Source organism: Sorangium sp. KYC3313, from assembly GCF_052075895.1.
Classification (GTDB): domain Bacteria; phylum Myxococcota_A; class Polyangia; order Polyangiales; family Polyangiaceae; genus Sorangium; species Sorangium cellulosum_B.
The window spans coordinates 3,940,715-3,955,858 of sequence record NZ_CP197255.1 but is presented as its reverse complement, the minus strand read 5'-3'; the positions used below and the strand labels follow the sequence as shown (position 1 = coordinate 3,955,858).

At 70.7% G+C, this 15,144-nt stretch carries 12 protein-coding genes and 1 pseudogene; 8 read left to right on the top strand and 5 right to left on the bottom strand.

The features are described from left to right. Positions 1-185 precede the first annotated feature (185 nt). The 4 genes from ACSRUE_RS15385 to ACSRUE_RS15370 all read left to right on the top strand — a co-directional run bounded on the left by ACSRUE_RS15385 (position 186) and on the right by ACSRUE_RS15370 (position 4,936). Positions 186-2,210 (top strand): thrombospondin type 3 repeat-containing protein, encoded by a 2,025-nt coding sequence (locus ACSRUE_RS15385; RefSeq protein WP_441291652.1) that lies wholly within the window; start codon positions 186-188, stop codon positions 2,208-2,210. 101 nt (positions 2,211-2,311) lie between these two features. Further along, positions 2,312-3,988, top strand: coding sequence for a hypothetical protein (locus ACSRUE_RS15380; protein ID WP_441291651.1), 1,677 nt, complete (start codon positions 2,312-2,314; stop codon positions 3,986-3,988). A 13-nt stretch (positions 3,989-4,001) separates the two neighbouring features. Then, complete coding sequence (locus tag ACSRUE_RS15375) at positions 4,002-4,142, top strand: hypothetical protein (protein ID WP_441291650.1); 141 nt, start codon at positions 4,002-4,004, stop codon at positions 4,140-4,142. A 161-nt stretch (positions 4,143-4,303) separates the two neighbouring features. After that, on the top strand, positions 4,304-4,936 hold the full coding sequence (locus ACSRUE_RS15370; protein WP_441291649.1) for a glutathione S-transferase family protein: 633 nt from the start codon (positions 4,304-4,306) through the stop codon (positions 4,934-4,936). Positions 4,937-4,973: 37 nt separating this feature from the next. Here the strand turns inward: ACSRUE_RS15370 and ACSRUE_RS15365 are convergent, their stop codons facing one another. From ACSRUE_RS15365 to ACSRUE_RS15355, 3 genes and pseudogenes are all read right to left on the bottom strand, one after another. Beyond that, on the bottom strand, positions 4,974-5,177 hold the full coding sequence (locus ACSRUE_RS15365) for a hypothetical protein (RefSeq protein ID WP_441291648.1): 204 nt from the start codon (positions 5,175-5,177) through the stop codon (positions 4,974-4,976). Beyond that, positions 5,153-6,253 (bottom strand): alpha/beta hydrolase family esterase, encoded by a 1,101-nt coding sequence (locus tag ACSRUE_RS15360; RefSeq protein WP_441291647.1) that lies wholly within the window; start codon positions 6,251-6,253, stop codon positions 5,153-5,155. The genes ACSRUE_RS15365 and ACSRUE_RS15360 overlap by 25 nt, the downstream gene beginning before the upstream one ends. An 893-nt stretch (positions 6,254-7,146) precedes the next feature. Then, positions 7,147-7,693, bottom strand: a pseudogene (locus ACSRUE_RS15355) (efflux RND transporter permease subunit); the annotation flags it as partial. A gap of 442 nt (positions 7,694-8,135) precedes the next feature. Here ACSRUE_RS15355 and ACSRUE_RS15350 point away from each other — a divergent pair. The 4 genes from ACSRUE_RS15350 to ACSRUE_RS15335 all read left to right on the top strand — a co-directional run bounded on the left by ACSRUE_RS15350 (position 8,136) and on the right by ACSRUE_RS15335 (position 11,753). Beyond that, positions 8,136-8,864: a zinc-ribbon domain containing protein gene (locus ACSRUE_RS15350; RefSeq protein WP_441291646.1), complete on the top strand. Its 729-nt coding sequence runs from the start codon at positions 8,136-8,138 to the stop codon at positions 8,862-8,864. Between the two features lie 503 nt (positions 8,865-9,367). Continuing rightward, positions 9,368-10,030 carry a hypothetical protein gene (locus tag ACSRUE_RS15345; RefSeq protein WP_441291645.1) on the top strand — a complete coding sequence of 221 codons (663 nt, stop codon included), beginning with the start codon at positions 9,368-9,370 and terminating at the stop codon, positions 10,028-10,030. Then, on the top strand, positions 10,003-10,647 hold the full coding sequence (locus tag ACSRUE_RS15340) for a hypothetical protein (RefSeq protein ID WP_441291644.1): 645 nt from the start codon (positions 10,003-10,005) through the stop codon (positions 10,645-10,647). Before ACSRUE_RS15345 ends, ACSRUE_RS15340 begins: the two co-directional genes overlap by 28 nt. After that, on the top strand, positions 10,644-11,753 hold the full coding sequence (locus tag ACSRUE_RS15335) for an Ig-like domain-containing protein (RefSeq protein ID WP_441291643.1): 1,110 nt from the start codon (positions 10,644-10,646) through the stop codon (positions 11,751-11,753). The genes ACSRUE_RS15340 and ACSRUE_RS15335 overlap by 4 nt, the downstream gene beginning before the upstream one ends. 10 nt (positions 11,754-11,763) lie before the next feature. Here the strand turns inward: ACSRUE_RS15335 and ACSRUE_RS15330 are convergent, their stop codons facing one another. Both ACSRUE_RS15330 and ACSRUE_RS15325 read right to left on the bottom strand, forming a co-directional pair. Then, positions 11,764-13,677, bottom strand: coding sequence for a serine/threonine-protein kinase (locus tag ACSRUE_RS15330; RefSeq protein WP_441291642.1), 1,914 nt, complete (start codon positions 13,675-13,677; stop codon positions 11,764-11,766). Next, a complete protein-coding gene (locus tag ACSRUE_RS15325; protein WP_441291641.1) occupies positions 13,658-15,013 on the bottom strand; it encodes a sigma 54-interacting transcriptional regulator in 1,356 nt (451 codons plus the stop codon). The genes ACSRUE_RS15330 and ACSRUE_RS15325 overlap by 20 nt, the downstream gene beginning before the upstream one ends. Positions 15,014-15,144: the final 131 nt, after the last annotated feature.

Sequence of the window (15,144 nt, the reverse complement as noted above, 5' to 3'; positions counted from 1 at the left end):
CGCCGCGGCGATCCTCACCGAACGGTGAATTTTGGCAAGCGCTGTCGCATCTAGGGCGGGAAGCGACGAGCTCTGGACCGTGCAGCTCGACGGGCGCAGCGCGGCCCGGCGGGTCTCCGGGCAGAGCGGGTGTGCTCGCTGCCGCGTGCGCTCCGGTGCGAGCGCCCCGAAACCGAGGAGGAACGATGCGCCTTCCAGGCAATATTGGCTTTTTGCTGTTCCGTACGCTTGGCTTGTCGTTCGGCTTCGCGCTGCTGCCCGATGCGGCGCACGCGGCCACCACCGCGATCACGTACACCATCGCCCACGCCGATTGCGTCGCGGCCAGCGGCTTCGCGCTGTACATGAACGGCACGCTGCTCGACACCGTGCCAAGCTCGAACGACTGCGAGTGCAACGCCTCGCCGCTCCGGGTGAGCATCACCGATCCGGCGTTGCTCGAGCTCTACAACCCCGCGATCTGTAACGACTTCCAGGTCGCGTTGGTCGGTGATGAGTACGTTTCGTGGGGCTACGTGCGCGTCGACGTCGCGTCGGACGAGGGGGCGGCGTCAGCGTGTCTGTTCGACGCCAACCCGACCCGCACCGGCGTGCGCTGCGCCAACCGGAATATTTGCGACGGCTACGTGTCCACCGCCCAGTTCATGGGGAGCGGGGCCAGAGATGGCGACGGCGTCATGGCGGGTGCGGGCACGGGGTGCGACAACTGCTTTGACGCCTACAACCCGGACCAGAGCGACGCCGACGGCGACGGGGTTGGTGATGCCTGCGATCGCTGCGTGGGCCCGGGGTCGGACGACAGCGACAGTGATGGCCTCTGCGATGGGGCGGACAGCTGCGTCGCGACCGTCAACCCGGGCCAAAGCGACGCCGACAGCGACGATGATGGCGTCTGCGATGGGGCGGACAACTGCATCGCGACCGCCAACCCGGACCAGAGCGACGCCGACGGCGACGGGTTCGGCGACGCCTGCGACAACTGCGTGGGCACGCCGAACTCCCGCCAGGAAGACAGCGACGGTGACGGGCTCGGGGACGCCTGCGCGCCCTGCTCAGGATGGGACGACTACGACTATGACGGGCTCTGCGGAGGTGCGGACAACTGCGACTACGACTACAACCCGGACCAGCGCGACACAGACGGCGATGGCGTGGGCGACCCCTGCGACAACTGCGCGGACACGTCGAACCCCGGCCAGGAAGACAGCGACTGGAACGGCCACGGCGACGCGTGCGACTTCTGCTACGCGTCCGGGGACACCGACTTCGACGCCGACTGGGCCTGCGACTCGGTGGACAACTGCCCGGGCCTCCCCAACCCCGGCCAGGACGACAGCGACGGCGACGGGTACGGCGATTTCTGCGACGAATGCAGAGGCCCAGGGTGGTACGACTACGACTATGATGGGGTTTGCGACGGAGCGGACAACTGCGTGGCCACGCGGAACTACGACCAGGCCGACGCCGATGGCGACGGCCGAGGCGACGCCTGCGACAACTGCGCGGCCACGCCGAACCTCAGCCAGGCCGACAGCGACGGGGACCGTGCGGGCGACGCCTGCGACAACTGCGCGGCCACGCCGAACCCCAGCCAGGCCGACAGCGACGGGGACGGCGTCGGCGACGCCTGCGACAACTGCGCGGCCACGCCGAACCCCGGCCAGGCCGACAGCGACGGTGACGGCGCCGGCGACGCGTGCGACCCCTGCGTGACGATCCAGCGGGGCACCTTCGGCCAGGTGGCGGACACGGCGATCTGGGCGCTGTACCCGAGCTACAACGAGGGCAGCTCTTCCTATGTCCACACGGGCCTGAGCAACGGCGCGGAGAAGAACGCGCTGTACCGCTTCGAGCTCGACTCCATCCCGTACGGGGCCACCGTCGCGTCCGCCACGTTCAGCACCGCGCTCTACAGCTCCGGCACGGGCGAGATCCGGGTGCACCGAATCAACGCCTCCTGGGCGGAGTCCACGGTGACCTGGAGCAACTTCGCCGACAGCTTCGAGCCGGCCGTCGAGGCGACGTTCCTCGGGGCGTCGTCCGGCGTCGCGACCGTCGACCTGACCGCGCTCGTCCAGGCGTGGGTCGACGGCGTGCACCCGAACCACGGTTTCCTCCTGGAAGAGGACCTGACGGCGCTCACCAGCTACCGTTCGAGCGAGCACGACATCCTCGGCAACCGCCCCTCGCTCGAGGTGTGCTTCCACTGACCGCCTCCTGACCCCGGCCGCTTCCGCCGCGTCGCGGGCCCGCCGGTTGAACGGGGCGAACCGCGGCGGCATCAGAGCCGCGTACCAGCCCCGGAGGCCCCATGCGTTCCCCTCGGACGGTCGTCGGTTGTGCGGTCGCGTCGTGGATGTCCCTCTCGACCACCTCCGCGCTGGCGGAGGTGGTCCTGGACCAGATTCAGTTCTTCGGGCGAACCACCTGGAGAAAAGATCACAAGAGCGCGATCTCCGATTTCAACAACATCCAGGTCAGCATCGCCGCGATACCCTACGAAGACGTCTACTCCGTCGAAGCGGAATACGCAGGGGTGACGACCCCGCTCACCTTCAACGACTACAACGATCGCTACTATGCGACGATCGACACGAGCACGGTGCCCTACGGCCCTCACACCTTGACGTTCACCGCGTACGACAAGCTCGGAAGGGCGTCGACGAGGCAGTATACCGTGCACAGGTACGCGCCGCCCAGCGTCTGGGTGGCGAGCCCGCGGCCAAACCGCACGCTCACCGGGGACACCCGCATCGCTGCGACGTGCGTGGGGACGCCTCCCTATTCCTGCACGCAGTTCAAGGCGCGCGTCCGGAGCCAGGTGCGCGATGAGGTGCTGGTGGGCGTCCCGTCGTCGGTGCCAGGGAGGATGGACGTGCTGCACCACCTGTCCTCGCCGCTTCAGTCGGGCGAGGTGCTCACGATCAGGCTCGAGGCGATGGACGACGTGGGCCCCGTCTGGTACGGGCCGACCCTCGGCGGGGGACTCGGCTTCAACGACTGGGCGCTCCCGCGCGTCTACGTCGAGCGGAGCCCGAAGCTCACCGCCGTCCAGCGCGCCCCCGGCGCCATCCTCGATTTCGACGCGACGCGCGTCCTGTTCATCGATCACGCGCTCCAGATCGGCGTCGTCGATCGCGTGACGCAGCAGGTGACGTGGCTCGGGGAGCTCCGGCTGCACCAGGATTGGATGCACAAGCCTGGTTACGGGGCGCTCACGCCGTCCGGCGTCGCCATGCAAGCGTGGTACGGATACGTCTTCCTGTGGAAGGACGGCGCGCTGGACCGGACGCCCAGGCAGGGCCGCCTCGACGCGGTGAACGGAGATACGCTCCTGTGGACGAGGGCCGACGACGACGAGGCCATCGTGCACACGTTCTCGACAGGCATCGAGACGAGCTTGTGGCTCGACCCTGGCAGCGCGTCGCCGTTCCAGGCGGACATCACGGCGTCAGGCGACACCTACTACAGCACGCACGAAGAGCCGTGGATCCGCGGGCCGGGCGAGATCCGCCTCGGGAACCACCCCGGCTACTTGCAACGGCCGATCACCGACGGGACGAACGTCGCCGGCCGGTGGTGGAACGGATCCGTGAGCTCGAGCTACCTCTACACGGCCGACGGCGCGGAGGTGTTCCTCGGCGACTCCAGGACCGGCGATGCGGCAGGGCTGCTGCTGCACGCAGGGCACGCGGCCTACCTGAAGAGCGACGGGGCCGTCAACCAGGTATGGCTGCGGCCCCCCTCGGGCGACGCGCACCAGCTGAGCAACTTCGCGACGCCGAGCCAGTTCGATCAGCAGGAGCTGCGCATCGGGCACGACGGCATCAGCGACACCGGCGAGGTCATGTTCCTCAACAACAAGAAGCGTTACATCGGGCGGCCCGGCGCCGCCCCGGAGGAGATCAGCAGCGACCTCGGACACGGGCGCTGGTTCGACGGGGAATGGCACGTCACCATCGGTGACGCCTTGTTCAAGGTCCAGTGACACGTTGTTCAAGGTGGCGAGCGCAGAGGCGCCGGCCTTCCTCGCCGCGTCGCCGGGCGAGGCGGCGCTGCGGGGGCACGGTGTGCCCCACGATGGAGGCGGCTTGCGCCATCTCGTGTGGCCGCGGCTCGAGCCGGTGATCATCGCCCGGTAGCGGTCGAGCTCGCCACGCGCCGAGGCGCGAGCCATGAACGCGGCGGGCAGAGGAATTCAAACCTGCCGCACCTGGCGCCGCGCCCAACGGGGCCGGACTCTGGTAGCCTCCGCCGCGCCGCCGACCGACCGGCGGAAACGAACGGAGAAACAGACACCACCATGGCCATCGTTCTTTACCACCACCCGTTTTCGCGCGCCGCCAACACTGTGTGGATGCTCGAGGAAGTCGGCGTCGAGTACGAGCTCAAGTTCGTCGACATCATGGCCGGCGACCAGAAGAAGGAGGACGTCACGAAGCTCAATCCGATGGGCAAGCTGCCCGTGCTCGTCGACGGCGACACCGTCGTCACCGAATCCGCGGCGATCGGCCTCTATCTCGCGGATCGTTATGCCCCGGGCCGCCTCGCGCCGAAGCTCGACGACGCGGCGCGCGGCACGTATTTTCGCTGGTCGCTCTTCGCCCCCTCGGTCATCGAGCCCGGCTCGATGGCCAAGGTCGGCAACTGGGAGTTCCGCGCCGGCTCCGCCGGTTGGGGCAACTACGACGACATGATCGCGACGATGGAATCGGCCATCTCGGGCCGTGACTTCGTCCTCGGCAAGGAGTTCTCGATGGCCGACGTCATCTTCGGCGGCACCATCGCGTACATGCTCGACTTCAAGATGCTCGAGCCGCGCCCGAGCTTCACCGGATATGCCGAGCGGGTCAGAGCCCGCCCGGCGTACGCGAAGAGCGAGGCGCGCAACAAGGCCGTGATGGACGAGCGCGGCCTCAAGATGCATGGGGCTTAAAGCGCCCTGAAGGATTGAAGCGGAGCGCCTCGGCGATCTACCTCCCCGAGAACACCCACATCCCGGCGAGCCCGACCACGGCGTCGACTTCCGCCGCCGCCGGGCGCTGGTGCGCGAGCAAATCCTCGCCATGCAGCGCCTGCGGAGCGACGAGGTCGCCTCCTTGAGCGCGGCGCTGCGCGCGGGCGAGGGTCCCGTCCGCGGCGAGGACGTCGGTCAGAACTGCTTGAAGAACTTCCACGACTCGATGGGAATCCAATTCGGATTGCCGTCGATGTTCGTGTGCCCGCCGCCGAAGGTGCACACCCGCGTCGGATGTTCCGGATCGCAATCCTTGAAATCGAAGCAGCTGTACGCGCCGTTCGAAGTCGGGATGTTGTCCGGAATCGTGCAGCCGTTGTCTTCGGCCTTTTCGAGGGCAATGAACTTGGCCCCTCTCTTTTGACCTTCGTTGTTCACCCAGGGGCAAGTCCCGTCGCTCATGCCCGTCGTGTGCATCCAAGCGATGGGCTTCCGCGTCTTTTCAGGCAACCAGATGTTGTAGTTGGCCGGGGCGATGCCCACGGCCGCACGGATTTCCGCTTGATGGTTCGTCGACAGCGAGTAGGTGATCATCCCTCCGAAGCTGAAGCCGGTCGCGAACACGCGGGTCGTGTCGTAGCAGACATTTTCATTCATGAGCGCCATGATGTCGTCGAACAGCGCGTGGTCCTTCTCTTGCCACGTTGCACCGTCCGAGGAGGGGGCCACGAAGATGGCTTGCTCTCCGTCGGCCTCCAACTGCGGTTTGAGAAAGTAGAAGTCTTGCCCCTTGACGTCTTGCCAGCGGCTGCCGATCCAATGCGAGGTGTAGAACAGCCGGTAGGGCTTGTTCATGTCGTAGTTCTTGGGCATATCGACGTAGTACACGCGATTCTGGCCCGAACTCGAGATCGTATACTCCTTGGTCGTCAACGTGGTTGCCTTGCCGCACCCCGCGCTCCGCACAGGCGCGTTCCCCATGGGAATGGCTCCTTCGGGCCAGCCACCCACGCCACTACCGCCGCTGCCGGTCGGGTCAGCCCCGCCGCTCCCGCCGCTCCCGCCGCTGTCGTCACCGCCGGTCCCGGCCGCGGTGGTGCTGCTAGAGGTCGAAACGCCGCTGCCGCTCGCGCTTGTGACGGAGCCGCTCGCCGTCGCTCCGCCGCCTACGCCCCCTGCGCCGCCTCCGCCCCCTCCGTCGTTGTTCGAGTCGGACTCGGCGGGGGCGCACGAAATCGCGACACAGCTCGCAAGGGTGACACAAAAGGCGAGTCGGATGAACGTTTGATCTTGCATCACAGGTCTCCTACGTACCGGAATCAGGTGAAAAGGAAACGAAACGATTCGAGCGTGTCAAGGGCGGCTCGCCACGCTCCCCTCAGGTGACAGAACGTTCCTTGCGGGATCCGCCTCCCTGGCAAAGCACCTACCACCCGGCTCAGACGAGCTCCCGGACGGGGCCGATGTGATGGCACCGGTGCGCCCGAGGAGCGCCTCAGCATGGCCCGCCGCAACATAGGTTCCCTCGTTCCCGAGCTTGCCATCCTGTCGCTTCGCCAGCATCGCCGGATTCTTGACGAAGTCGTCTCCGGTGGACAGCACCCAGGATTTCACGACAGCCGTCGAACAAGCGAGGGCTGTCGCGTCCTCTATTGGATCGCTCTTGGCAAAACGCCGATCACCATCGATCAGCAATCGCTTCCGCGACGACCGAGCGAACAGGATCGGTGTAAAAATCGACTGAATGGATCATGTTGACGAAGAGCTCGGTACTCAGGAGGACCCGAGCAAGCCGAAACAAAGGGGTGGTCCTCGACTGGAATGTGAACGCTCACACTGCCGGTGTCAATTCCAATCGACCGGCCCGCGGGTATCTTCGGGCCCGAGGGACGACATGGCTGGCAGGGCTCCTTCGGAGCGCCGCGTTAAGAGGGGTGGGCGCCGGACCACGGCCATCGCCGGACTGCCCGACCACAATCCTACTGCCAGCCTGTCATGTTGCCGCGGCCGATGCGGAAACCGTGCCGGTCCGACTCCACGTCTTGTCGGTAGCAGAGCGTGTGGTCGTCGAGGAGGCTGAGCGCCGTCGAGACGAGCAGTCCTCCGATGACCGCGGCGGCCATCGGGGCCCGGATCTCGGCGCCGGGGCCGAGCGCCAGCGCCGACGGGACCGCGGCCATCAACGTCGCGATCGAGATCGCGCGCTCGCGATCGCGGCGCGTGATCGCCTGCAGCGCGGGGAGCTCCTCGTAGCTGACCACCGACGTGAGCGGCACCAGCGCCCCCCGACGCGCTCCTCACCTGGATGCGCGCGAGGCCCTCGGGCCGGCTCCGCTGCTCCGCGAGCAGGCGCGCGCGGACGTCGATGCGGCGCCCGCTGTCGTTGTACTTGGCGATGCGCCCGCCGCCGATCAGCGTGTTCCGCGTCGTCGCGCTCGCCTCGACGCTCACGCCGAGGTCCGCCGCGCGCACGCGGTCGGGCACGCACGATGCGGAGCTCGGGCATGCCGAGCTGGTCGTCCGTGTCGAGATCCACGACGAGGCCGCTCTGGGCGTCCGGGATGCGCTGGCCGTGCTTCGTCAGCTCCCCCCAGTCGAGGCCGCGGACCGAGCACTCGACCGGGAACCCGCGCTGGGCCGTGAAGCCGGACTGGGAGAGATCCTGCACCACGGCGCGCAGGCCGGGGAGCCGTTCAGCTCCTCGCGGAGCACGCCCTGGAGCTCGGCCCGCGAGAGCTAGGCAAATCAAAAGCCGGATCGCAGCGCGAGGAAGTGTAGCGCGGCAGAGCGAAAGGGTGGGACCGCGAGCGTCGTGATGGCTCGGTCCTGGGTCGAAAGAGCGTGGTCCGCACAGCAGGGAGCGTAAGCTCATGGCAAACATGCCCGATCCTCTTGGCGAATTCCACTCTGATTTTATATACATGCACTTCCGCGAATCTCGACGAGCGCTCTCTCTTTCGGTTGCTGTGCACCTTCGTCGTGGCGGTGATGGCTGTATCCAGTGACCTGATCCATGACGTGGTTTCGCGGATGGCCGGGCACACGCGACGCCCGTTTCAAGGAGGCCCGGGTGCAGGACGGCAGCCGCCCTCGCGCTGGAGCCCTGATCTTGCTATCCTGCCGGATGGCCAGACGCCGGTCGCGCCGCGATCCATCGCCCGCCTCCCCCGAGGCGCGGGTGTGGGACTCCGAATTCGGAGCGCTGCGTCTGCTCGAGCGCACCGTGACGACGCCCGAGGGACGCAGCTTCTCGCTCTGGGACCTCCACCCCGACGACGTGCGCAAGCTCCCTCCCGGCGCCGTGCGCGCCGACGTCTCGCGCCAGGTGTTCGGCATGGGCGGCCCGGTGCTGTTCTACGTCGATCGCCAGCGGCCCTGTCGCACCTGCGGTGAAGACTTCGTGTTTCGCGCGACCGAGCAACGGTACTGGTACGAGACGTTGCGCTTCCTGATCGACGCCGACGCTGTCGACTGCGCTCGCTGCCGGCGTGAGATCCGGCAGGGGAAAGCGCGCGCAGCGCACCACGCCGAGGCCGTGGCGGCCGCGCAAGCCAACCCCGACGACGCCGGCGCCCAGCTCGCCCTCGCCGACTCGACCTGCGCGCTCCGCGAGCACGCCGGCGGCGGCGACATCGACGCCGGCATCGCGGCCGCCCGACGCGCGCTGCGGCTGACTCCGTCGCTCGTGGAGGCGCTCTATCACGAAGGGAGACTACAGGCCCACGCAGGGCGGCCGGCGAAGGCTCGGGAGGCGCTCGAGGCGTTCCTGAAGCGCGCCGAGGGCCTCTCCCGACGCGAGGTGAAGACGCTCGTGCGCGCGGCGCAAACGTGGCTGGAACGAGCGGACGCCGACGACGCCACGCCCAGGCCGAAGAGCCAGGACAGCAAGGGGCCGGAGCGGGCCTGACCTCCGGGAGGGTTGACGGCTGGAAAGACCATCGGGCGCCACCAAGGGGCGCCTCGGCGTGCCGTGGGCACACGTGTCCGTCCGGGCGTTGGTCTGGCCCGGGAGGCGCGTCGCGAGACGCTCCACGGCGTCACCGAGCACCTTGCGGCGCACAACGGTGCTTTTCCAGTACGGTGGTCGCCGCGTGGACGCTGGGAGAGCGTGCTGGAACGAGAGAGCGTCGCCTCCGAGACCGTGACTTGACCGAGGTCGAGCCCGATCCCGACACCAGTGCATTTGTCGTCAATGGTGGAGAAGTGGACATGGCCCGTCCGGGAGCCCCTGTTCGCGCACGCCGCAACGGGCCCCTGTCACGGGCGGTGGACAGGTGTCAACGGCGCGTGACGATCGGCGCCGGATCCAGCGGCGCGATCGCCCGAGGAATGGGCGCGGGAAGCGGTGGAATGGCCATTGCTACAGGGCACAGGGTCCGGCAACCCTGAAAGGACGAGGAGAACACGATCATGAGAAATCGACTCGCCACCGCCTTCCTCGCGCTCACCGCGCTCGCTGCGATGGTGAACTGCACCTCTGTCAACGGCGGCGCCACGACAGGCGCAACCCCATCGTGGATCGCGTGCGATGGGCTCGACGAAGCCGCCTGTCTCCTGCGCGACGACTGCGCCCCGCTCTACGGCGCGGGCTCGGACACCACGTTCGTCAGGTGCGCGGACGGCGCCCTCACGTGCGATGTCGACGCGTGCGGGCCCGCGCTCGGGACGCCGTCCTGGGAGTGCGCCGACGGCTCGATCGGCGGGAACACGGGCCGGTGCATCCCTCACCCGGATGGCACCTGCGGCTGGGAAGTCCGCGAGTGCCGGCAGCCCGTCTGCGGCGCCGACGCGTGTGGTGAGCCGCCGCCCGCGGAATACTGGACATGCCCGAACGGAACCCGCATCTACCCTGCATGCACGCCGACGGACGGGGACTCCTGCAGCTGGGTTTTCCCGACGTGCACTCCGGACGTGAGCGGCGTCTGCGGCGTCGACGCGTGTGGTGAGCCGCCGCCCGCGGAATACTGGACATGCCCGGACGGAACCCGCATCTACCCTGCATGCACGCCGACGGACGGGGACTCCTGCAGCTGGGTTTTCCCGGCGTGCCCTCCGGACGTGAGCTCGCGCTGATCGCGCTGCTCGCCGGCGCTCCAGCGCTCGTCGCGGGGTGCGCCGGGGCGACCGGCGAGGCGCCCCGCACGCCGCGGCCCGGCGTCCACGTCGCGCTCATGCCCGCCGCATGGGCCACCGAGGCGAGCGTCGAGGGCGTCGACGGCGACAGCGCGATGGCGTCTGCGCTCGCGCGGCGCGGGGGCGCGCGGGTCTCGCTGCTCTCGGCGCGGCTGTCGCGCAGCCCCGGCTGCGCCGACGACGCCGCGTGCGTGCGGGAGGCGGCCCGCGCGCTCGGCGCCTCGAAGATCGTCCGGACCGAGCTCGCGGGGCTCGGCGCGACCGTGCTCGTGCGCGGCGCGATCGTCGACGTGGAGACACAGATGAGGGAGCAGCTCATGCAGGAGGTCGTGCACGACGCGGATCCGGCGCGGCTCCGCGCCGCGATCGAGCGGCTGGGCGAGCGGCTCGCGAAGCCCTGGGCGCCCCTCCCGCCGGGGCCGCGCCGCGCCTGGTACGAGGAGCCGTGGCTCTGGGTCGGCGTAGCCGCCGCGGCGACGGCCGGCGCCGCGGCCGGGATCGGCGTCGCGCTGAGCAGCGGCGAGGGCGACCCCGACGTGGTGCTCACCCCGCCATGAGCCGGCGCCGGCGCGATCCTCCGGCGCGCGAGCCTGGGCAGGACGCCGCGAGGGGCCCCTCTCCCGCCCTCCGGCGCGCGCTCGCGCTCGGCGCCGCCGGGCTCGCGCTCGGCGCGGCAGGGTGCGCGGAGCCGCCCGCGCTCGACCTGATGCTCGTGCCCGATCCGAACGTGAACACGACCGAGCAGCTCCTCGCGCACGTCCAGCAGGCCGTGCTCGTCGTCGACGCCGAGGAGGGCCTTTACGCCCCGGGCGAGGAGCGGTCGCAGGGCGGCGTGCAGGTGAAGAACGCCGACGTGGATGCGGCGCTCGAGCTCGTATTCACCCTCTCGATCGAGCGGGAGCGGCTCCCGATCATCCGCATCGAGCAGGGCGGTCTACCCGACGTCTCGCTCACTATCCGGGTGCTCGGCCTGCAGGCGAGCCCGGCGCCGGGCAGCTTCGTCGCGCGCGGCGAGCTGATGGGGGCGCGCCTCGCGGCGCCGCCGCCGAGGATGACGGTCCCCTTCAACCTGCGGCCGGAGGTGAGGCCGCCTCGCGTCGAGCGCGTCTTGCCCAGCGATGGAGGCGCCGCGCTCGGATGTGCCGTGCCTTCGCTCGTCATCTCCTTCTCGCGCCCCATCGACGAGGCGAGCCTGCGCGCGCCGGGCGCCGTCGTGATCACGCCAGATCCAGGGCCGATCTCGGTGGCCATGGATCCGTCAGGGCTCGTCGCAAACGTCGCCACGCCGAGGCTCGCGGGGGTCGGCGGGCTCGCGTATCGCGTCGCCATCGCCAGCGCGGTACGCGATCTGGCAGGGCAGCCGCTCGATCAGGTCGCGGCAGAAGCGGGCGCGCAGGGGTATCTCGGCGACTTCTCCCTGTCCTGCGAGCCGCCCCCGACGGAGCCGACCGAGCCCCCGTGCGCGCCGGACTACGCGTGTCCCCTGGGCGTCGCGTGCGTCGACGGGGTCTGCCTTCCCAGAGACTGCCCCGTGCCGTGCCCGGGAGGGCGCGTGTGCGATCGGCTGCGCGCCCTGTGCGTCGACGACTGTCGCGCCGACGCGCTCTTCTCGCCGTGCGCTCCGGAGCACCGCTGCGACGCCACGAGCGGGCTCTGCCGCTGACGGCGCACCCTCATCGCGCGAGCTCCGCGAGGAGGGCGTCGAGCTCGGCGTTCGTCGCCTCGTAGCGCCTGTCGAGGAACGACTGCAGCGCCGCCGCGGCGCGCGTGTCGGCGCCGCGCGTGTCGGCGCCGCGCGCGTGCGCGGCGCGAAGCAGGGCCCCCACCCGATCGAGCTTTCGGCGCAGGATCTCCTGGTCGAGCCGCAGCCCGGCGGTGGTCGCGACGAACGTGTCGACCTCGGAGGCCGCCGCGGCGACGTCCCCCTCGGCGAGGGCAGCCTCGGCGCGCGCCGCGGAGGCGCGCAGGCCGGGCGGGAGGTCCGCGGCCTCGATCCCGCGCTTCGCGAGCGAGGCGCGGGCGGCGTCGAGCCGAGCGCGCAGCGCGGCCGCGCGCTCGTCGACCGGCGCACCCTCCAGCCTGGCCGGCGGCGCAGCGAGGGCTTCGCCGGCTTCAGCGCGGGCGGGCAAGCCACCGTCGGCGGCGGACGGCGCGGAGGCGCCGCCGGAAGGCGCGGAGGCGCCGCCGGAAGGCGCGGAGGCGGCTGCCCCTCGGGCCGGTGGGACGCCGCCGAGGGGCCCTGACGCGCTCGGAAAGGACGCTTTCGCCGCGACATCCCCGGCTGCGGGCGCAGACGGGACCCCGGCAACGCTGCCCCCGCTCGCCGCCGTGGCGACCGGAGCGGCCCCAGCCGCGGGCGCGGACGGAGCCTCGGCGGCCGTGCCTCCGCTCGCCGCCGTCGCGACCGGCGCGACCTGCATCGGGATCGCACGCGACGCCGCTCCGCCTGCGCGCAGCATGCGCTCTCCGGCCAGCGCGCCGGCGAGCAGCGTCGCGGCGAGCGCGGCGATGGCGGGCCACGCCGCGCGGGCGGGCTGCGGGCTCCCGGCGCGGGGCTGTGCCGTCCCGGAGGAGGGCGCGGCGCGCGGCGGCTCCGGCGGCGGCGCCGGGGCAGGATCGGGCGCGCAGGGCGCCGGTCCGGGCAGGGCAAGGGCCTGCGCGCCGCGGGCCAGCCAGGCCCGCTCGTCGCCCCGGAGCTCGGTCTCGAGCAGCGGGGCGAGCGCGCCGCGGAAGGCGGCGGCGGTCGGGAATCGCTCCTCGGGGAAGCGCGCCAGCGCGCGGGCGAGCACAGGGTCGAGGCGCGGGTCGCCGCCGAGCGACGAGGGCGACCGGCGCGGCGGATCCTCCGCTGCGCGCAGCAGCGAGAGCTCGTCGGCTGCGTCGAGCCAGGGCCGGCCGGTCACGAGCTCCCAGAGGAGGATCCCGGCGGCATACAGATCCGCGCGCGCGTCCACGCTCGATCCGGTCACCTGCTCGGGCGCGAGGTACGCGAGCTTGCCCTTGATGACGCCGGTCCGCGTGCGCGCGTCCCGGAGGCGCGAGCGCGCGATACCGAAGTCGCCGAGCTTGACGGCCCCATCGCGCGAGACGAGGAGGTTCTCCGGCGTGACGTCGCGGTGCACGATCCCGAGCGGGCGGCCCGCGGCGTCCGTGGCGCCGTGCACGAACGCGAGCACGTCGAGGAGCGTCGCGGTGACATGCAGCGCGACGCCGAGCGGCACGGCCTCCCCGGCGCGGCGGGCGGCAGCGAGGATCTCGGCGAGCGTTGCCCCTTCGACGTGCTCGAGGACGATCCACCCGCCCATCGCGTCCTCGCCGTGCTCCAGCGTGCGGACGAGGGCCGGATGGACCGGCGTCGCGAGCGCGCGCCCGAGCTCTGCCTCGTGCACGAAGGCGCGGACGAGCTCGGGATCGCCCCGGTGCTGAGGCAGCATCCGCTTCAGCACCGCGCGGGAGGCCCGCTCGCCGCGCACGAGGAACACCTCGGCCATCCCGCCCACGGCGATGCGGCGCACGACGAGCCAGCCGGGAGCGGCGGGGACATGGAGGTCGCCCTCGGCGGCCGGCTCACTCGACCCGGAGGCCATGCTTCTGCATCAGCCGATAGCACGACTGGCGGGAGAGCCCGGCGAGCCGCGCGGCCTCGGAGACATTGCCCTGCGCCCGCGCGAGGAGGTGCTCGAGGTAAGCTTGCTCGAAGCGCTCGGTCCATGTGCGCTTCGCCTCGTGGAACGGCTCGCCGACGGGCATCGGCAGGCCGCCGAGCTCGGCGCCGCCCGGAGCCCCGCTCGAGGTGCCGAGCAACGACGCCGCCGGGACCCCTGGGAGCGTCAGGAACCGCTCGACGACGTTGCGCAGCTCGCGCACGTTGCCCGGCCATGTGTGGCTCGCGAGCAGCTCGAGCATGGACCTGGGCAGATCGATCGGGGCGCCCGGCGCGAGCTTGCCGAGGAAGTGGCTGACGAGCCGCGGGATCTCTTCCTTTCGCTCTCGGAGCGGCGGGAGGCGGACCGTCACGACAGAGAGCCGGAAATAGAGATCTTGCCGGAAGCGCCCGGCGCGGACCTCGGCATCGAGGAGCCGGTGCGTGCAGGCGATGTACCGGACGTCGATGTGCCGCGGCCTCGGCTCGCCGAGGCGGCAGACGGTGCGCGCCTCGAGCGCGCGGAGCAGCTTCGGCTGGAGCTCGAGCGGGAGCTCGCCGATCTCGTCGAGGACGAGCGTGCCGCCGTGCGCCGCCTCGAAGAGGCCCTCACGGGCCTCGGTGGCGCCGGTGAACGCCCCGCGCGCGTGGCCGAAGAGCTGCGCCTCCAGCAGCGTCGGGCTGGCCGCGCCGCAGTCGAGGATCACGAACGGCCCATCGCGCCGCGGAGAACGCTCGTGCATGGCGCGCGCGGCGAGCTCCTTGCCCGTGCCCGAATCGCCGAGCACGAGCACCGTCGCGTCGCTGCGGGCCGCGCCCTCGAGGATCGCGAAGGCGGCGCGCATCGGCGGGCTGTGGCCGAGGAGATCGCCGAAGTTCATGGCACGCGAGAGCGGGAGCTCCCGCTCCCCCTCCTCGAGCGTGAAGGAAAGGCGCGTCTCTCCGGCGCGGATCTCCGTGGCCTCGACGAGCCAGACTTCGCCGGTGCGCCGGCCGTCGACGAACGTCCCGTTCGTGCTCCCGAGATCGCGCAAGCGGAAGCCGAGGGGCGTGGCAGCGATCTCGAGGTGGCGCGCGCTCACCGCAGGATCCGCGAGCGTGAAATCGACGTCATCGCCCGCGCCGACGACCACCGGAGCAGCCTCGACGGCGATCGTGTGGCCCGCGCTCGGCCCGTCCACCGCCGTGAGGCGGCCGCGGGGGACGACGAGCCGCGGACCGCCTGCCACCTCGATCACACGGGTGCCGCGGGCCTCCGGTTGTACACTGCGCTTCGACACAAGGGCCTGATCGTAGCGTACCACAGGCCCATCGGCGCTCGATCGTTGTGCCTGGCGAGGCCCACCGGCCGTCTTAGAGCGAGAATTCCAGAGTTGACGCAAGTGCGCACGGCTCTCCGGGAGATCAGCCC